The organism is Rhodococcus sp. WB9 (genome assembly GCF_007558985.1).
GTDB lineage: Bacteria > Actinomycetota > Actinomycetes > Mycobacteriales > Mycobacteriaceae > Rhodococcus_F > Rhodococcus_F opacus.
Genome location: NZ_CP041769.1, coordinates 7,062,712 through 7,078,782 on the forward strand (window position 1 = coordinate 7,062,712; position 16,071 = coordinate 7,078,782).

A 16,071-nucleotide genomic window follows, 5' to 3' on the forward strand; every position below is an offset into this window, starting at 1 on the left:
ATGCCGCTCACCTGCGCAGGTGAGTGGGAAAGCGTGCCGGGGCACACGATGCCACTCACGTCAGGAGAGATGCTTCGGCTGGGGGGTCGACTTGTGGAATCGGTCCGATCCGACCTCGTCCTGGCTCGCCTCCGGTGGGCATTCGGCGCTGTATTTGCCGGCGTGTTCCAGGGAGACGACGACGGACTTCGACGTGGGACAGTTGCTGCCGGCCGCCGTGGAATCGAGTGGGACGAGCGGGTTGGTCTCCGGGTAGTAGGCGGCGGCCGAACCCCGGGGCGTGTCGTATTCGACGATCCGGAAGTCGTGGGCGCAGCGGACGCGGTCGTCTTCTGCCCAGTGTGTGAAGAGGTCGACCATGTCGCCGTCGTCGAATCCGAGGGCGGCGATGTCGTCGCGGTGCAGGAAGATCACGCGGCGGCCGCCCTCGATTCCGCGGTAGCGATCGCTGAGCCCGTAGATCGTGGTGTTGAACTGATCGTGGCTGCGGATCGTCTGCAGGATCACGTGCCTCGGGGGCACCTGCAACACCTCGATCGGGGACACCGCGAATTCGGCGCGCCCCGAATGGGTGGGGAACGTGCGGGAATCGCGCGGCGGGTGCGGCAGAACGAATCCACCCGGTCGCCGGACGTTCACCTCGTACCCCTCACAACCGGGCACCACCCGTGAGATGTGCAGGCGGATGTTCGCGTAGTCGTCCCGCATCTTCTTCCACTCGAGGCCGTACCGGTCGCCGATGGTGGCCTCGGCGATGCGGGTGACGATGCCGACCTCCGAATCGAGATGCGGACTGGCCGGTTTCAGCGGTCCCCGGGACGCGTGGACCGAACACGTCGAGTCCTCGACCGAGATGAACTGGGCCCCGCCGGCCTGGACGTCCTGCTCGGTGCGCCCCCGGGTCGGCAGGATAAGTGCCGTGTCGCCGCACACGAGATGCGAACGGTTGATCTTCGTCGAGATGTGCACGGTCATCCGAGTCTTGCGCAGGGCGGCGGCGGTGACGTCGGTATCCGGGGCCGCCTGGACGAAGTTGCCGCCCAGCCCGAGGAAGAAATGCGCCTTGCCGTCACGCATGGCCCGGATGGAATCGACGGTGTCGTACCCGTTCTCGCGGGGTGGATCGAAGGCGAATTCCTTCGCGAGCGCGTCCAGGAAGTGTCGTGGCGGACGCTCCCAGATCCCCATCGTGCGGTCGCCCTGCACGTTCGAGTGCCCTCGCACCGGCAGCAGCCCGGCACCGGGTTTGCCGATGTTTCCCTGGGCGAGAGCGATATTGGTGACTTCTTTGATGATCGCCACCGAGTTGTGGTGCTGGGTGAGTCCCATCGCCCAGCAGAACACGGTGGCGTCCGAATCCCGCAGGAGTCGGGCGGCGTCGGTGATCTGTTCCCGCGACAGACCGGTCGTGCGGGTGACGACGTCCCAGTCGATGTCGGTGACGTGCTGCTTCCACAGCTCGAATCCGATCGTGTGCTGGTCGATGAACTCGTGGTCGAGGGCATCCCACTCGACGAGCAGCGAGCCGAACGCCTGGAGCAGCGCGAGGTCGCCGTTCAGCGCGATGGGCAGATGCATGTCGGACAGGTCGGTACCCGGGCCCACCATGCCGCGGGGCGTCTGCGGATTCTTGAAGTTGACCAGGCCCGCCTCGCGGAGCGGGTTGATCGAGAGGATCTTCGCGCCGTTCTGCTTCGCCTTCTCCAGCGCCGACAGCATCCGTGGATGGTTGGTCCCAGGATTCTGGCCCTGCAGCACAATGAGTTTCGCCTGATAGACGTCGTCCATCGTGACGCTGGCCTTGCCGATGCCGATCGACTCCTGCAGCGCGATGCTGGTCGATTCGTGACACATGTTGGAACAGTCGGGCAGATTGTTCGTCCCGAACGCGCGGACGAACAGCTGGTACGCGAACGCCGCCTCGTTGGACGCCCGGCCGGACGTGTAGAAGATCGCCTCGTCCGGACTGTCCAGGGCGTTCAGCTGATCCCCGATCAGGGTGAAGGCCTCGTCCCATTCGATGGGTTCGTAGTGCGTTCCTCCGGGCCGCTTCACCATCGGATGCGTGATCCGGCCCTGCTGCCCCAGCCAGTGCTCGCTGTGGCAGTCGAGCTCGGCGATACTGTGGCGGGCGAAGAATTCGGGTGTCGCGCGGTCGCGGGTGGCCTCTTCCGCCACCGCCTTGGCGCCGTTCTCACAGAACTCCGCGGCGTGCCGGTGGCCCGGCTCCGGATCGGGCCACGCGCAGCTCATGCAATCGAACCCCTCGGCCTGGTTCAGTTGCAGCAACGTCTCGGCCGTACGGACCACGCCCATGTGCTCGAGCGCCCGCTTCATCGACACCGCGACAGCGGTCGGCCCGGCGGCATGCTCCTTCGGGGGCTCCACCTGGAGGTCGGCCTCGTCGTAGTCGCGGTCCTCGTCCTTGTGTCGCATCGTTCAGCCTTTCTTGACGTCCTCCCGGCCGTGAACGACCGGGATTCCTTCTGCGCCGCTGCGCGCCGCTTGGGTGGGTTCCTGTTTCACTGGGGCTCGCTTCCCTCTAGAGGGAAGGCTGACGGCCCCTCCGCAGGCGTTTAGCCACTCCGCACGTCCTGCGGCGTGGATGTTTCTCGCGGCGTTGACGTCGCGGTCGTGAACCGCTCCGCACGCCTTGCATGCCCACTCCCGGATCGAGAGCGGTTTCGGGCCGTCGAGAACCCCACAGTGGGAGCAGATCTGCGACGACGGATAGAACCGGTCCACCTTGACGAAGGTACGCCCCAAGCGGGCGGCTTTCTCCTCCACCATGCGGGTGAACATTCCCCACCCGGCGTCGTGGACCGATTTCGCCAACCGTGTCCGCGCCAACCCCCGGACGCACAGATCCTCGACGAACACCGCTTGGTTCTCGCGGATGATCGCCGTGGAGTGCTTGTGCGCCCAGTCCCTGCGAGCGTCGGACACTCTGGCGTGGGCCTTCGCGACGCGAAGACGTGCCTTGACCCGGTTGTTGCTGCCTTTCTCCTTGCGCGAGAGAACCTGCTGCGCCGTGCCGAGCTTGCGTTCGGCACGGCGCAGGAACTTCGGCGAGCTGATCGTCTTGCCGTTCGACATGACCGCGAACGTCGCCAACCCGAGGTCGATCCCGACCTCCGCATCGACCGGCGGCAGAGGTTCGTCGGTGGTCTCGACCACGAACGACGCGAAGTACCGGCCCGCCGCATCCTTGATGATCGTCACCGAGGACGGTTCCGAGGGCAGATCGCGGGACCAGGCGACCTCCACCTCGCCGACCTTCGCCACGTACAGCTTCCCGTTCGGGCGAATCGAGAACCCGTTGCGGGTCAGCCGGATCGTCTGCCGATTGTCCCGGCGGGACCGGAATCGCGGCGCGCCGACCTTGCGGCCCTTCCGTTTCCCGGAGAGCGAGTCGAACCAGTTTCGGTACGCCCGCCGCGCGTCCTGACACGCCTGCACCAGCACCACCGAGGCGACCTCGCCCAACCAGGCCCGCTCCGGAGTCTTCTTCGCTGCGGTGACCACCTGCTTCTGCACGGCGGTATCCGACAGTCTCACCCCGGCCGCATACGCGTCCTGGCGGATGCGCAGGCAGTCGTTGAACACCACCCGCGCACACCCGAATGACCGGGCCAGCATGTCCTGCTGACCGGGCGTCGGATAGACGCGGTACTGGTATCGCAACTGCACACCCACAGAATATCATTGGTCTATGATTTCCGACTCGGAATACAGACGTGGCCGCTCCGTTTTTACCGCCCTGCACGTCCACTTGGTCTTTGTTACCAAGTATCGGGACGGAGCCCTCACCGACGAGATGCTGACCACCTGCGAACAGGTGATACGCAGCGTGTGCGACGACTACGGTTCCCGGTTGGTCGAGTTCCACGGGGAGGGCGACCACGTGCACCTGCTGATCGAATACCCTCCGACCATTCAAATCTCGAAGCTGGTGAACAGCCTCAAAGGCGTCTCCGCACGCCGCCTGCGCGACCAGTACCGCGAATGGGTGAACCGACACTCGATGAACGGACACCTCTGGTCCCCGAGCTACTTCGCCGCATCGTGCGGCGGGGCACCCATCTCCATCATCCGGCAGTACATCGAGCAGCAGCGTCAACCGCCCCGCGCTCCCGGCAGGCCGAAGTCGATGCGCTAACCCCGGCCCTGAAGGACCGGGCTTGCGCGCTACGCTCCGCGGTCAGGACGACCTCCCCACCAGCCGACCGAGATAGTCGATGACGTCGTCGGCCGCGGTGGCCGCGGCGGTGAGCGCGACGTACCCGTCGGGCCGCACCACCACCAGCGTGCCACCGTGTGCCCCGTATGCGCTGCGCGCCAAACCGCGGTCGTCGACGACGTCCACGCCGGGACCGCGGGAATCGCCCACCACCACGTACTTCACGTCGTCGGGCGCGTCTTCGGCCAGGGCCTGCAGGATGTGCCGGGAGCCGCCGCCGAACCCGAGGACCGTGAAGTGCGTCCCCCGGAACACGTCGAACAGTCGGAGCGGCGTGCCCTCGGGGCTCAGGCAGGGCGCGTCGGGTGCGCGATCTCCGGCGCGCAGACCCGTCGTCACGTCCCCATCCCGCGACAGTGAACTCCACGGGTAGCCCAGACCGAGTTGCTGGCCGTCTTCGGTCACCGCGCCCGCAAACCCCTCGGAGTCCTCGCGCCCGAGGTTCGAGGCCACCTTCTGCAGTCCCGCGCTGCTCACCCCGAGCGTCCAGCGCGCGAGCGGCAAGCGTTCCTCCTGGTACGTGTCGAGGAGCGACGGGTCCGCCGAGCCGGCCAGGACGAGAGCGAGTTTCCACCCGAGGTTGTAGGCGTCCTGGATTCCCGTGTTCATCCCGAGCCCACCGGCCGGCGGATGAACGTGGGCCGCATCCCCGGCCAGGAACACCCGACCGTCGCGGAAGCGGTCCACCATCCGCACGTTCACATGCCAGGTGGACAGCCACGTCGGTTCGGACAATCGCACGCCGGGGCCGCAGGCGATGTCGTCGAGAACCCGCTGGAAGTACTCGAGCGACGGTTCGGGCAGGTTGCCCTCCTCGTCGAAGTCCGCGAACGGCACTCCCTGGAACTGCCAGGAATTGATTCCACGGAACGGGCACAACGCGACGAACCCCCGCTCGGGGTGCGTCCACTGGTACCAGCGATCGGGGACCAGCCCGTCGACGGACACGTCGCCGAGGAGCATGCCCTCGATGCCGCCCGTCCCCTCGAACGACACCCCGAGCGCCTTGCGCACCGCGCTGCGCCCGCCGTCGCAGCCGACCAGGTAGCGCGCCATGACGGTCCCGCCGCCGGCGAGCCGGACGGTCACCTTGTCGGTGGTCTGCTCGAAGCCGACCACCTCGACGCCGCGCTCCACGTCGATCCCGAACTCCGACAGTCTTTCTCGCAGGATCTGCTCGGTCCGCCACTGCGGGATCATCAGACCGCCGTCGTACGGCCGATCGGGCGTGGGGCTCAGGTCCGCGTGCGGGTCGCTGTCGCGCACCACCTGGCCGCGCACCGCGACCCGGCTGGGCAGGTGCCGGAACCCCGCCTCGACGATCTCGTCGACGATGCCGAGATCGTCCATCACTTCCTGGCTGCGCGCGGTCAATCCCTTTCCCCGCGAACCTGCGAACGGCTCGGGCGACTTGTCGAGGATCCGCACCTCCGCGCCCCGTCGCGCCAGTTCCAGCGCGAGCGTGAGCCCGGTCGGACCGGCACCGGCCACCACTGCCTCGGTAGGGCTCATGGCGTCATCGTATTCGCGACGGCACCGATCCGGCGGGAAAGTCGCCGCACAATCGTCGACGAAGGTTCCCGCTCAGCGGTCTCGCGGAGTGATCCTCTCGCTCAGAAGTTTCCGCGGGCGGCTTGTTCGCGTTCGATGGCTTCGAAGAGGGCTTTGAAGTTGCCGATGCCGAAGCCGAGGGAGCCGTGGCGTTCGATGAGTTCGAAGAACACGGTGGGGCGGTCGACGAGGGGTTTGGTGAAGATCTGCAGCAGGTAGCCGTCTTCGTCGCGGTCGACGAGGATGCCGCGTTTCTGCAGTTCGGCGATGGGGGCGCGGACGTTGCCGATCCGGGCCCGCAGTTCGGGGTCCTCGTAGTAGGAGTCGGGGGTGGCCAGGAATTCGACGCCCTCGGCGGTGAGCTGGTCGACGGCGGTGAGGATGTCATTGGTGGCCAGCGCCAGGTGCTGGGCGCCGGGTCCGCGGTAGAAGTCGAGGTATTCGTCGATCTGCGACCGTTTCTTGGCGATGGCGGGTTCGTTGAGCGGGAACTTGACCCGGTGGTTGCCGTTGGAGACGACTTTGCTCATCAGCGCGGAGTAGTCGGTGGCGATGTCCTCGCCGACGAATTCGGCCATGTTGGTAAACCCCATGACCCGGTTGTAGAAGTCGACCCAGTGGTCCATCTTGCCGAGTTCGACGTTGCCGACGACGTGGTCGAGGGCCTGGAACAGGCGTTTGGGGGCGCCGTCGCGTTTGGTGTGCGACGACGTGCGGGCGATGTAGCCGGGCAGGTAGGGGCCGGTGTAGTTGCTGCGGTCGACGAGGGTGTGGCGGGTGTCGCCGTAGGTGGCGATCGCGGCGAGGCGGACGGTGCCGTGCTCGTCGGTCACCTCGTGGGGTTCGTCGAGGACGGTGGCGCCCTGGGCGCGGGCGTGGACGATGCATTTGTCGACGTCGGGGACGGCGAGGGCGATGTCGACGACGCCGTCGCCGTGGGTGCGGTGCTGCTCGATCAGGGGGCTGTCCGGGTTCACGGCGCCTTTGATGACGAAGCGGACGGCCCCGGATTCGAGGACGAAACTGTGGTGGTCGCGGTTGCCGGTGGTGGGTCCGGAGTAGGCGACGAGGGTCATCCCGAACGCGGACTGGAAGTAGTGGGCGGTCTGGGTGGCGTTGCCGACCACCCAGACGACGGCGTCCCAGCCGCTGACCGGGAACGGGTCGCGGGTGCCGTCGTATTCGACGAGCCCGACCAGCTGCTCGAGCTGGCCGAGGTCGAGACCTGCCAGGCGTTCCTTGTCGGTGAGAGTCTGCTCGATCGTCATCGCTGTCTTCCTGGTTCGAGGGACGGGGCGTGGCCTGTTGCCTGGGTCACTACGAAAACCCACACCGCCCACATAGGCAACCGAGCCAGCAGAAGCTAGCCACAGTGCCACCTTCGGCGATCTCCGAACCACTTTTCTTATACAGTCGGACTAGTTGAATCCGCCCGGAGAGGTCTGGCCATGAAGGACGCAGTGCAGTTGGACGAGCTCGACTTCGCCCTTCTCGACGCCATGCACGACGACCCGAAGGCCGGCGTGCTGGAGCTGTCGCGCCGGATCAAGGTCGCGCGGGCCACCGTCCAGGCGCGAGTGCGCAAACTCGAGGAGTCGGGCGTGATCGCCGGGTACGAGCCGCGCCTCGACATCGCGGCCGCGGGGTTCGACGTGCAGGCGTTCGTCACGCTGGAGACGGCGCAGGGAGCGCTCGACTCCGTGACGTCGGAACTAGAGTCGATTCCCGGCGTGCTCGAGGCCTTCGCGACCACCGGTTCGGGCGACATCCTGTGCCGCATCGCGGCGGGTTCCCACCTCGGGCTGCAGCAGACGCTGATCGATCTGAACAAGTCGAGCGTCGTCGCCCGGTCGACCAGCGTGATGGTGCTGTCGGTGATCGTCCCGTACCGGTCGATGCCTCTCCTGCGGACCCTCGACCGGCCGCGCTCGGCGAAGGCCCCGGCCTACCGCACAGCTTCCTCGGAACCGGATTAGCAACACGATCGCCGGCCCTACTGCACAAACTGAATAGAAAATTCTGGAACTTCTTTCGCGGTGGTGTTCATCGTGGCTATGTGCCGGCCGGCCGGTTGCGGCGCACGAGTGGTGCCCGACACAGTGATCGCCGTAACAGCGCGGGCACCGGTCGGGAACACCGACCGGGTCGCCCCGAGCCCCCGGCAGCCGAGAAACCGAGAGAAGCCATGAAGAATCTGCTCACCCGATTCGAAGAGAAGGCCCCCGAGATCGTCTTCGAGTGGCACGACACGGAGACCTCCGCACGCGGATGGACGGTGATCAACTCGCTGCGTGGCGGCGCTGCCGGCGGCGGAACCCGGATGCGGCGCGGTCTCGACCGGCGCGAGGTGGAGTCGCTCGCGAAGACCATGGAGGTCAAGTTCACCGTCTCCGGTCCGGCCATCGGCGGCGCGAAGTCGGGCATCGATTTCGACCCGACCGACCCGCGCAAGGACGAAGTGCTGCGGCGCTGGTTCAAGGCCGTCACCCCGCTCCTCAAGGCGTACTACGGCACCGGCGGCGACCTGAACGTCGACGAGATGGCCGAGGTCGTGCCGATCACCGAGAGCTACGGCCTGTGGCATCCGCAAGAGGGTGTCGTCAACGGGCACTTCGCGGCCAGCGATCGCGAGCGGGTGCAGCGGGTCGGACAGCTGCGGCTGGGTGTCGCGAAGGTCGTCGAAGATGCGCGGTTCACTCCCGACCCGCAGGCGAAGTACACGGTGTCCGACCTGATCACCGGCTGGGGTGTCGCCGAATCGGTGCGGCACTACTACCGGGTCTACGGCGGCGAACTGGCCGGCAAGCGCGTGATCATGCAGGGCTGGGGCAATGTCGGCGCCGCCGCCGCGTACTACCTGGCGCAGTCCGGGGCTCGGATCGTCGGCATCCTCGACCGCAACGGTGGGTTGTCGAACACCGACGGCTACGACTTCGAGCAGATCCGCGCGCTGTTCCTGGCCAAGGAGGGCAACGAACTGCGCGCGGCAGGCATAATGCCGTTCGAGGAGATCAACGAGGCGATCTGGAGTTCGGGCGCCGAGATCTTCCTCCCCTGCGCCGCATCACGTCTCGTGACACGCGACCAGGTGGACCAGTTGATCGCCGGTGGTCTCGAGGTGGTGGCGAGCGGCGCCAACGTGCCGTTCGCGGACGACGAGATCTTCTACGGCCCCATCTACGAGTACGCCGACAAGAGTGTGGCCGTCGTCCCCGACTTCATCGCCAACTGCGGCATGGCCCGGGCGTTCGCACTACTGATGGAGGGTGACATCGAGGTGTCGGACGAGGCGATCTTCGGTGACGTCTCCGCCACCGTCGCGACGGCGCTCGAGCGTTGCTTCGCGCGTTCGTCGCAGCCGACCGGAATCGCCGGTACCGCGTTCGAGATCGCACTCGATCAGCTCGTCTGACGGCACGGGAGCTCCCATGAACACAGTTCACGACCCACCGGCTTCCAGCACCGGACCCGTTGTCACCACGGGCCTTCAGCAGGCGATGAAACCGCGGCAGCTGGTGATGATGAGCCTGGGCGGCGCGATCGGCGCCGGACTGTTCGTCGGCTCCGGTGCGGGCATCGCCGTCGCCGGGCCCGCCGTGCTCGTCTCCTTCCTCATCGCCGGATTCCTCGTCGTCCTCGTGATGCGGATGATGGGCGAGATGGTGGCCGCCGACCCCGATAGCGGCGCGTTCTCCGTCCACGCCGAGAACGCGATGGGCCCGGTCGCCGGCCGGACGATCGGCTGGCTCTACTGGGTGCAGGTCGTCATCGTGGTGGCCGCGGAAGCGACCGCGGCGGCGGCGATCACCGCCGCCTCCATACCCGCAGTGCCGCAATGGCTGGCGGCCCTGGCGTACATGAGTGTGCTGACCGCCGTGAACCTGGCGGGCGTCTCCCGTTTCGGCGAGTTCGAATTCTGGTTCGCCGCACTGAAGATCGTGGCGATCGTCGCGTTCCTGGCGGTCGGTTCCGCGATGATCCTCGGCTGGATTCCGAGCTTCGACGCGCCGGGCCTGTCGAACCTCACCGGCCACGGCGGGTTCGCCCCCAACGGTGTCACCGGCATCGCGGCCGGCCTGTTGATCGTGGTCTTCGCGTTCGGCGGCACCGAGGTGATGGCCATCGCGGCCGCCGAGACGTCGGAACCGCGGCGCAACGTGAGCCGCGCGGTGCGGTCCATAGTGTGGCGGATCCTGGTGTTCTACGTCGGTTCCGTCCTCATCATGGTGACGGTGCTGCCGTGGACCGCCGACGAACTCGCGACGGGACCGTTCGTCGCGGTCTTGAACGCCGCGCACGTGCCCGGTGCCGGCGCCGTCATGACCGTCGTCGTGGTCATCGCACTGCTGTCGTCGCTGAACGCCATGCTGTTCAGTGGCTCCCGGATGATTTACTCGCTGTCCGAGCGTGGGGCGGCGGCGAAGGTGTTCGGCCGGGTGTCGGGCAACGGCGTTCCCCGCGTGGCGGTGCTGGCGTCGGTGGCGTTCGGGTTCGTCACCGTCGTCCTCAACTACCTGGCCCCGGATCGTGTTCTCCCGCTCCTGCTCAACGCGGTCGGCTCGACGATCCTGGTGCTGTGGACGTTCGTCACCGTCTCGCAGATCGTGTTGCGGCGGCGGGCCGAGAAGTCGGGCCGAACGGATCTGCCGCTGAAGATGTGGGGCTTCCCGTATCTGTCGTATGTCGCTCTCGCACTGCTGGCCGCGGTCGCGGTGCTGGCGTTGTTCGACGACGCGGCACGCAACCAGCTGTTCGCGACGCTCACGTTCACGTGTGCGATCACACTGGCCTGCTGGGTGCTCGGACGCAGGCAACGCAGCGCGGCCGCCGACACCACACCGGAGAAGACGCCCGAAACCGTCGGCTGAGACGACGCCGCGATCTCACGGATGTCGAGGGGTCATCCGTGGGGCCGCGGCGGTCTCCCGCTCAGCGGACACGTTCCGGTCGCCGAACCCTCCGGCCGCCTACCGTCGAACGCACGCGACGAAGGGCCGGGAATGACCACACATCCAGACGTTTTCGCCCCGGCCACGCTGGGCCCCATCACGTTACGCAATCGGGTCATCAAGTCGGCCACGTTCGAGGGCCGCACTCCCGACGCGCTGGTCACCGACGAACTGATCGAATTCCACCGCCGGCCCGCGGCGGGTGGGGTCGGGATGTCGACGGTGGCCTACTGCGCCGTGGCACCGGAGGGTCGCACCGAACGCGGGCAGTTGTGGATGCGCCCGGACGCTGTACCCGGGCTGCGCAGGCTCACCGACGCCATCCACGCCGAGGGTGCGGCCGCATCCGCCCAACTCGGGCACGCCGGACCCGTCGCGAACGAGAAGTCCACCGGACTGCCGGCGCTCGCACCGTCGCGGTCGTTCAACCCGCTCAGCATGCGGATGATCCGCAGCGCCACCACCGCAGACATCACCCGGATCACCGCCGCCCACGGAACCGCGGCGCGGCTCGCGGTCGAGTCCGGCTTCGACGCCGTCGAGATCCACTTCGGCCACAACTACTTCGCCAGCGCGTTTCTCAGCCCGAAGCTGAACCGTCGCAACGATTCCTACGGCGGATCACTCGAGAACCGGGCCCGGGTGGTGCGGGACGTCGCCCAGACCGTGCGCGACGCCGTCGGCGGCCGGGTCGCGATCCTCGCCAAGCTGAACATGGACGACGGCGTCCCCGGCGGGTTCTGGCTCGACGAGGCCATCCAGGTGGCCAGACTGCTGGAGCACGACGGTAGCATCGACGCCCTCGAACTCACCATGGGCAGTTCACTTCTCAACCCGATGTACCTGTTCAAGGGTGACGCGCCGGTGCGGGAGTTCGCGGCCGCCATGCCGCAGCCAGTCCGCCTCGGCGTCCAGTTGGCCGGGAAGTCGATGATCCACGCCTACCCGTACCGCGACCTGTTCATGCTCGAGCACGCACGCCAGATCCGCGCGGCGGTGACGTTGCCGCTCGTCCTGCTCGGCGGAGTCACCGACCGGGCGGGCATGGACACCGCCATGGCCGAGGGCTTCGAATTCGTCGCCATGGCCCGGGCGCTGCTGCGCGAACCCGACCTGATCAACCGCATCCGGTCCGAGCCCCGCACCCAGTCGTTGTGCATTCACTGCAACAAATGCATGCCCACCATCTTCAGCGGAGCACGCTGCGTGCTCGTCGAGTGATTCGCTGCACGGCCGGTTGACTCACACGTGGAGCGCGATGAGGGACCCGATGCCGACGACGGCACCGAAGATCAGTGCGCCCGGTCGATCGACTGCGGACAGGACGATTCCGTCGACGCCGGTCAACCGTCGCTGGCGTTTCTTGACGATCTGCGGATCGAAGGAAGCATCGGTGTCACGCGGGACCCGGATCTCGACCGGACCGATCTCCGTGAGGACCGTTTTCGTTCGTCGACCGTTGCGGGAGTTCCCGCTGGTGCGGCCCGTCACCTCGTGTTTTTCGTAGCCGAGGTGTTCGTCCATCTCTGCCTCCAGAGCGGATTCGAGCACCGTCGCGGTCAGCTGGTTCAAGAGCCCGTTCGGTCCGACCAGCTCGACACCGTCGGCCTTTGCCTGCGCCAACAGCTGTTGTGCCAACAGCTGTTGTGCCAACTCCTGGTGATCAATCTTCGGCTGATCCATGGGATGGAGTGTCTCGGTCATGATCTCGCCTTTCCGCCAAGCGGAGCTCGGCGTGTCGGCCAGACTCAGATCAACCGCTTATCGGACAGTCCCACACACCAGGCGGTGCAGCCGGCGCCGGACTGAATCGCTCCCGGTTAGCCTCAGGCTCGCTCTCGTCCATAGGCCGTCACCTTGTTGACGTTCCCCCTTCGGGCGGCGTGCCGTAGGCGCTGTGGGCGGCATACCCGATCGATCGGAGCCTCGACCTCACCGACCACCCACACCCTTCGGTCCGAGTGTCACACGAATGACGCAGGGGTTATCCGGTGTCGGGATTGGGCCGATCGGCAGCTCGGCGGGCAGGCAGGATAAAGCGCGGATGCGCGATTTCAGGCCGAGGCATCCGAGAGCCTCCGCACCACGTCGTGTGCGGTGCGACGTGACGGTCCGGCCCGGGTGGAGGAACACCGACGAGCCTGCACGCCGCTGGACCGACCACCACCACTGACGTCGGCATCATCTCCCTTGTCGGTTCTCGGTCGATCTGGCGCGTTTCTCATATGTGGCGCGGCGTTGGCGCAGTTTCTCCCCTGGGTGGCGTATGACGCCTCGGCACTGGGAGAGATTGCGCAGTTGAGCCGTGCCGATGACGAGCTCGAGGCGGTATTCCTCACCGGGTCAGGTGTCGGTTCTCAGCTGATCTGGCGGGGTTTCTCACACATGTGGCGAGGCTCCTCATCCGAAGTGGCGGAAGTGGTGGAACCGCAGCTCCACATGTTGCAGTCGCGCCGATTCGGTGCTTCTGTCCCCAGAATCCGCCAGATCATTCGTCGTCGACGCCACCACATTGGTATACCTCGGCTGGGTCTGCGTCGCGGTGGTCGCCAACATCGCCGCCGCCGCCCTGGCCGGCGCCGAGATCGATCCGTTCGCTCTCGGCGCCGATACCTGGGCCGTCCTCACTGCAGTGGCCCTGGTCGCCGTCGTCCTCGCCGTCGCCGGTCACGGACGCGTCACCGTCACCGCAGCCCTCGTCTGGGGCCTGGCCTGGATCGCCGTCGCGCGGACCACCGGCGACGGATTGACCTCACTGCCAGCCGCCATCGCCGCACTGGCGGCCGCCGCGCTGGCCATCGTCGCCACCACGATCGCCCGACTACCCCGCGCACAGTCCGGCGAGGCCACCATCACGAAACCGTTCGGGTGCTTGATATGTCGACCACGAGCGATCACACACAGCCCGATGCGGACAATAAGCGGGCCGAATGCTCGAAACAATAATTTCTCGCCAGCGAAGGGTCACGCGATGCCGCGCTACTGCACCGTCGATCGCCGGGTACCCTGCACCAGGGACAGACCCTCGGGCTCACCCTTCGACGATGTCGCCCCCTCACACCTGCAACAGCACCTCGACGTGTTGTTTCCCGATGGTGTTGCAGACCACGGTGAAAACAACTTCGTCAACGCAGACGTCCGTTTTCAGGTCACCGATCACTCCATCGAGTTGATTTGGGAAGATGTGCGCCGCGCGCACTTCCCGACCGCACCCTCCCGGTTCCAATCCGTCTTCGCCGTCGACACCCTCAAACAGGCCACGCCTTCCGCACCGCCTTCGACCCGACCGGAACCGCGAAAATCTGGCAGGTCGAGACCGCTCACACCGGATTCCGAGCAAACATGGAGCTGCTCCGCACGCACGGCACCGCCCTGATGACCTCGTATCACGCCCACTGCCATTGGTCGCAGCACAGCCCGGAGCACGAGGTACCGGTGACGTGGGAGATCCTGCTCCCCCATCGGTCCACGTCCTCGAGCCGGCCGAGCCCCCGGTCGCCGTCCCCCTCGAACCGGAATACCCGTAGCCGAAGCAACCGCCTGGTGCCTGGTGCCTGTCGCCGCGAGGAGGCGCTTACATATGCTTGGTGGTGCGCACGCCGTTCTCCGCCACATGGGTGTATGACGTGCGTCTCATCCCGCCCGGCGTCCGACCCACGAGCACGCCAATGAGCCAGAAAGCCAGAGGAACGCAGTGAGCACAACGGAACTGACGCAGTGGAACTCCGAGGAAGCTCTCGCGGAAGCGATGATCCCGATTATCGGCGGTCTGCACCGCAGGCATTCGGTGACCATTCTGCTGCACAGTCGCTCGCTGGTGAACAAATCGGTCATCAAGATCCTGCGGACCCATCGCTTCGCCCGACAGATCCGTGGCGACGAGCTCTCCGTCGAGGAGACGTTCCCCTTCCTCGAGGCGCTGACCGGACTCGATCTGCGGCCGTCGAAGATCGACCTCGGCCTGTTGGTGACCGCTTATCACGCCCACGGTGGCGGAGCGCCGATCCCCGAGTTCGTCGCGGAGAGCCTCGCCGACCTGGTCGGTGGTGCCCAGACGAGCCCCGCGCAGCCCCAGGATGTCGTCCTCTACGGATTCGGGCGTATCGGTCGACTCGTCGCGCGGCTGCTCATCGAGAAGGCCGGTTCGGGTAACGGCCTGAACCTGCGTGCCGTGGTCGTCAGGAAGGGCGGCAAGGACGACCTGGTCAAGCGTGCGTCACTGCTGCGCCGCGACTCCGTCCACGGTCAGTTCAACGGCACGATCAAGGTCGACGACGAGAACAACGCGCTCATTGCCAACGGCAACGTCATCAAGTTCATTCACAGCAACGACCCGACGAGTGTCGATTACACCGAGTACGGCATCGACAATGCGATCCTGATCGACAACACCGGCATCTGGCGTGACCGCCACGGGCTGTCACAGCACCTCCGCCCTGGTGTGGCGAAGGTGGTGTTGACCGCGCCCGGCAAGGGTGACGTCCCCAACATCGTGCACGGCGTCAATCACCGCGACGTCGATCCGAACGAACGCATCGTGTCGTGCGCGTCCTGCACCACGAACGCCATCGTCCCGCCGCTGAAGACCATGGACGACGAGTTCGGCGTCGTGCGGGGCCACGTCGAGACTGTGCACTCGTTCACCAACGATCAGAACCTGCTGGACAACTACCACAAGGCCGACCGGCGTGGCCGATCGGCGCCGTTCAACCTCGTCCTCACCGAGACGGGTGCGGCCTCCGCGATTGCGAAGGCCCTTCCCGACCTGAAGGCCAAGATCACCGGCAATTCGATCCGCGTGCCAACGCCGGACGTGTCCGTCGCGATCCTCAACCTTCAGCTCAGTCGCGAGGCCACCAAAGATGAAGTATTGGAGCACCTTCGCCAGGAATCACTCACCGGATCGTTGAGCCGGAACCTCGACTACACCGCGGCAACCGACGCCGTGTCGAGTGACTTCATCGGCTCGCGTGCGGCATGCATCGTCGACGCGAACGCCGCGATCGTCGACGGCGACACCGCCATCCTGTACGTCTGGTACGACAACGAGTTCGGCTACTCCTGCCAGGTGGTTCGCACCGTCCAGTACCTCTCGGGCGTGGAGTACCCCATCTTCCCGGCGGTCGACGCGGCCGCTGCCGCTGAAGCGATCGCCTAAAGGCGTGAGCGCGCTCGGCCACTTCAGAAGCACAGGCGCTCGCCCGGTATGCGTGGACGGAAATCAGCTCGGATCCCACGGCGATCGTTGAGACGGTTGAGCTCATCGAGAACCTGATCAACGGCAGTGGTCGGGATACGGAAATCGTCGCCCTCCGACCCAGGGGGTCACGT

Annotated in this window: 10 protein-coding genes and 2 pseudogenes; 7 read left to right on the forward strand and 5 right to left on the reverse strand. The window is 66.4% G+C overall.

Annotation, left to right across the window (positions count from 1 at the left end):
• Nucleotides 1-60: 60 nt before the first annotated feature.
• Together FND50_RS32885 and FND50_RS32890 are read right to left on the reverse strand one after the other, a co-directional pair.
• Entirely contained in the window at nucleotides 61-2,436 is a 2,376-nt protein-coding gene (locus FND50_RS32885; RefSeq protein ID WP_144288536.1) for an FdhF/YdeP family oxidoreductase, read from the reverse strand.
• 3 nt (nucleotides 2,437-2,439) lie between these two features.
• Nucleotides 2,440-3,690 carry a transposase gene (locus FND50_RS32890; RefSeq protein ID WP_260850790.1) on the reverse strand — a complete coding sequence of 417 codons (1,251 nt, stop codon included), beginning with the start codon at nucleotides 3,688-3,690 and terminating at the stop codon, nucleotides 2,440-2,442.
• A gap of 22 nt (nucleotides 3,691-3,712) precedes the next feature.
• Between FND50_RS32890 and tnpA the strand changes: the two genes are divergently transcribed.
• Nucleotides 3,713-4,159 (forward strand): IS200/IS605 family transposase, encoded by a 447-nt coding sequence (gene tnpA / locus FND50_RS32895; protein WP_144288537.1) that lies wholly within the window; start codon nucleotides 3,713-3,715, stop codon nucleotides 4,157-4,159.
• Between the two features lie 42 nt (nucleotides 4,160-4,201).
• Here the strand turns inward: tnpA and FND50_RS32900 are convergent, their stop codons facing one another.
• Together FND50_RS32900 and hppD are read right to left on the reverse strand one after the other, a co-directional pair.
• Nucleotides 4,202-5,752: an FAD-dependent oxidoreductase gene (locus FND50_RS32900; RefSeq protein ID WP_144288538.1), complete on the reverse strand. Its 1,551-nt coding sequence runs from the start codon at nucleotides 5,750-5,752 to the stop codon at nucleotides 4,202-4,204.
• A gap of 101 nt (nucleotides 5,753-5,853) precedes the next feature.
• The gene (gene hppD, locus FND50_RS32905; protein WP_144288539.1) at nucleotides 5,854-7,059 is read right to left on the reverse strand and encodes a 4-hydroxyphenylpyruvate dioxygenase; all 1,206 of its coding nucleotides are present in this window, start codon (nucleotides 7,057-7,059) and stop codon (nucleotides 5,854-5,856) included.
• Between the two features lie 180 nt (nucleotides 7,060-7,239).
• Here hppD and FND50_RS32910 point away from each other — a divergent pair, with 180 nt between their 5' ends.
• The 4 genes from FND50_RS32910 to FND50_RS32925 all read left to right on the forward strand — a co-directional run bounded on the left by FND50_RS32910 (nucleotide 7,240) and on the right by FND50_RS32925 (nucleotide 11,961).
• Complete coding sequence (locus tag FND50_RS32910) at nucleotides 7,240-7,767, forward strand: Lrp/AsnC family transcriptional regulator (protein WP_005261973.1); 528 nt, start codon at nucleotides 7,240-7,242, stop codon at nucleotides 7,765-7,767.
• A 209-nt stretch (nucleotides 7,768-7,976) separates the two neighbouring features.
• Nucleotides 7,977-9,203 carry a Glu/Leu/Phe/Val dehydrogenase dimerization domain-containing protein gene (locus FND50_RS32915; RefSeq protein ID WP_144288540.1) on the forward strand — a complete coding sequence of 409 codons (1,227 nt, stop codon included), beginning with the start codon at nucleotides 7,977-7,979 and terminating at the stop codon, nucleotides 9,201-9,203.
• Between the two features lie 16 nt (nucleotides 9,204-9,219).
• Nucleotides 9,220-10,659 (forward strand): amino acid permease, encoded by a 1,440-nt coding sequence (locus tag FND50_RS32920; RefSeq protein ID WP_144288541.1) that lies wholly within the window; start codon nucleotides 9,220-9,222, stop codon nucleotides 10,657-10,659.
• Between the two features lie 132 nt (nucleotides 10,660-10,791).
• Complete coding sequence (locus FND50_RS32925; RefSeq protein ID WP_144288542.1) at nucleotides 10,792-11,961, forward strand: NADH:flavin oxidoreductase; 1,170 nt, start codon at nucleotides 10,792-10,794, stop codon at nucleotides 11,959-11,961.
• A 96-nt stretch (nucleotides 11,962-12,057) separates the two neighbouring features.
• Here the strand turns inward: FND50_RS32925 and FND50_RS32930 are convergent.
• A pseudogene (locus tag FND50_RS32930) lies at nucleotides 12,058-12,444 on the reverse strand (transposase); the annotation flags it as partial.
• A 784-nt stretch (nucleotides 12,445-13,228) separates the two neighbouring features.
• Between FND50_RS32930 and FND50_RS32940 the strand changes: the two are divergent.
• A pseudogene (locus FND50_RS32940) lies at nucleotides 13,229-13,603 on the forward strand (tryptophan-rich sensory protein); the annotation flags it as partial.
• An 831-nt stretch (nucleotides 13,604-14,434) separates the two neighbouring features.
• Nucleotides 14,435-15,898, forward strand: a complete 1,464-nt coding sequence (locus tag FND50_RS32950; protein ID WP_054246116.1) for a glyceraldehyde-3-phosphate dehydrogenase — start codon at nucleotides 14,435-14,437, stop codon at nucleotides 15,896-15,898.
• Nucleotides 15,899-16,071: the final 173 nt, after the last annotated feature.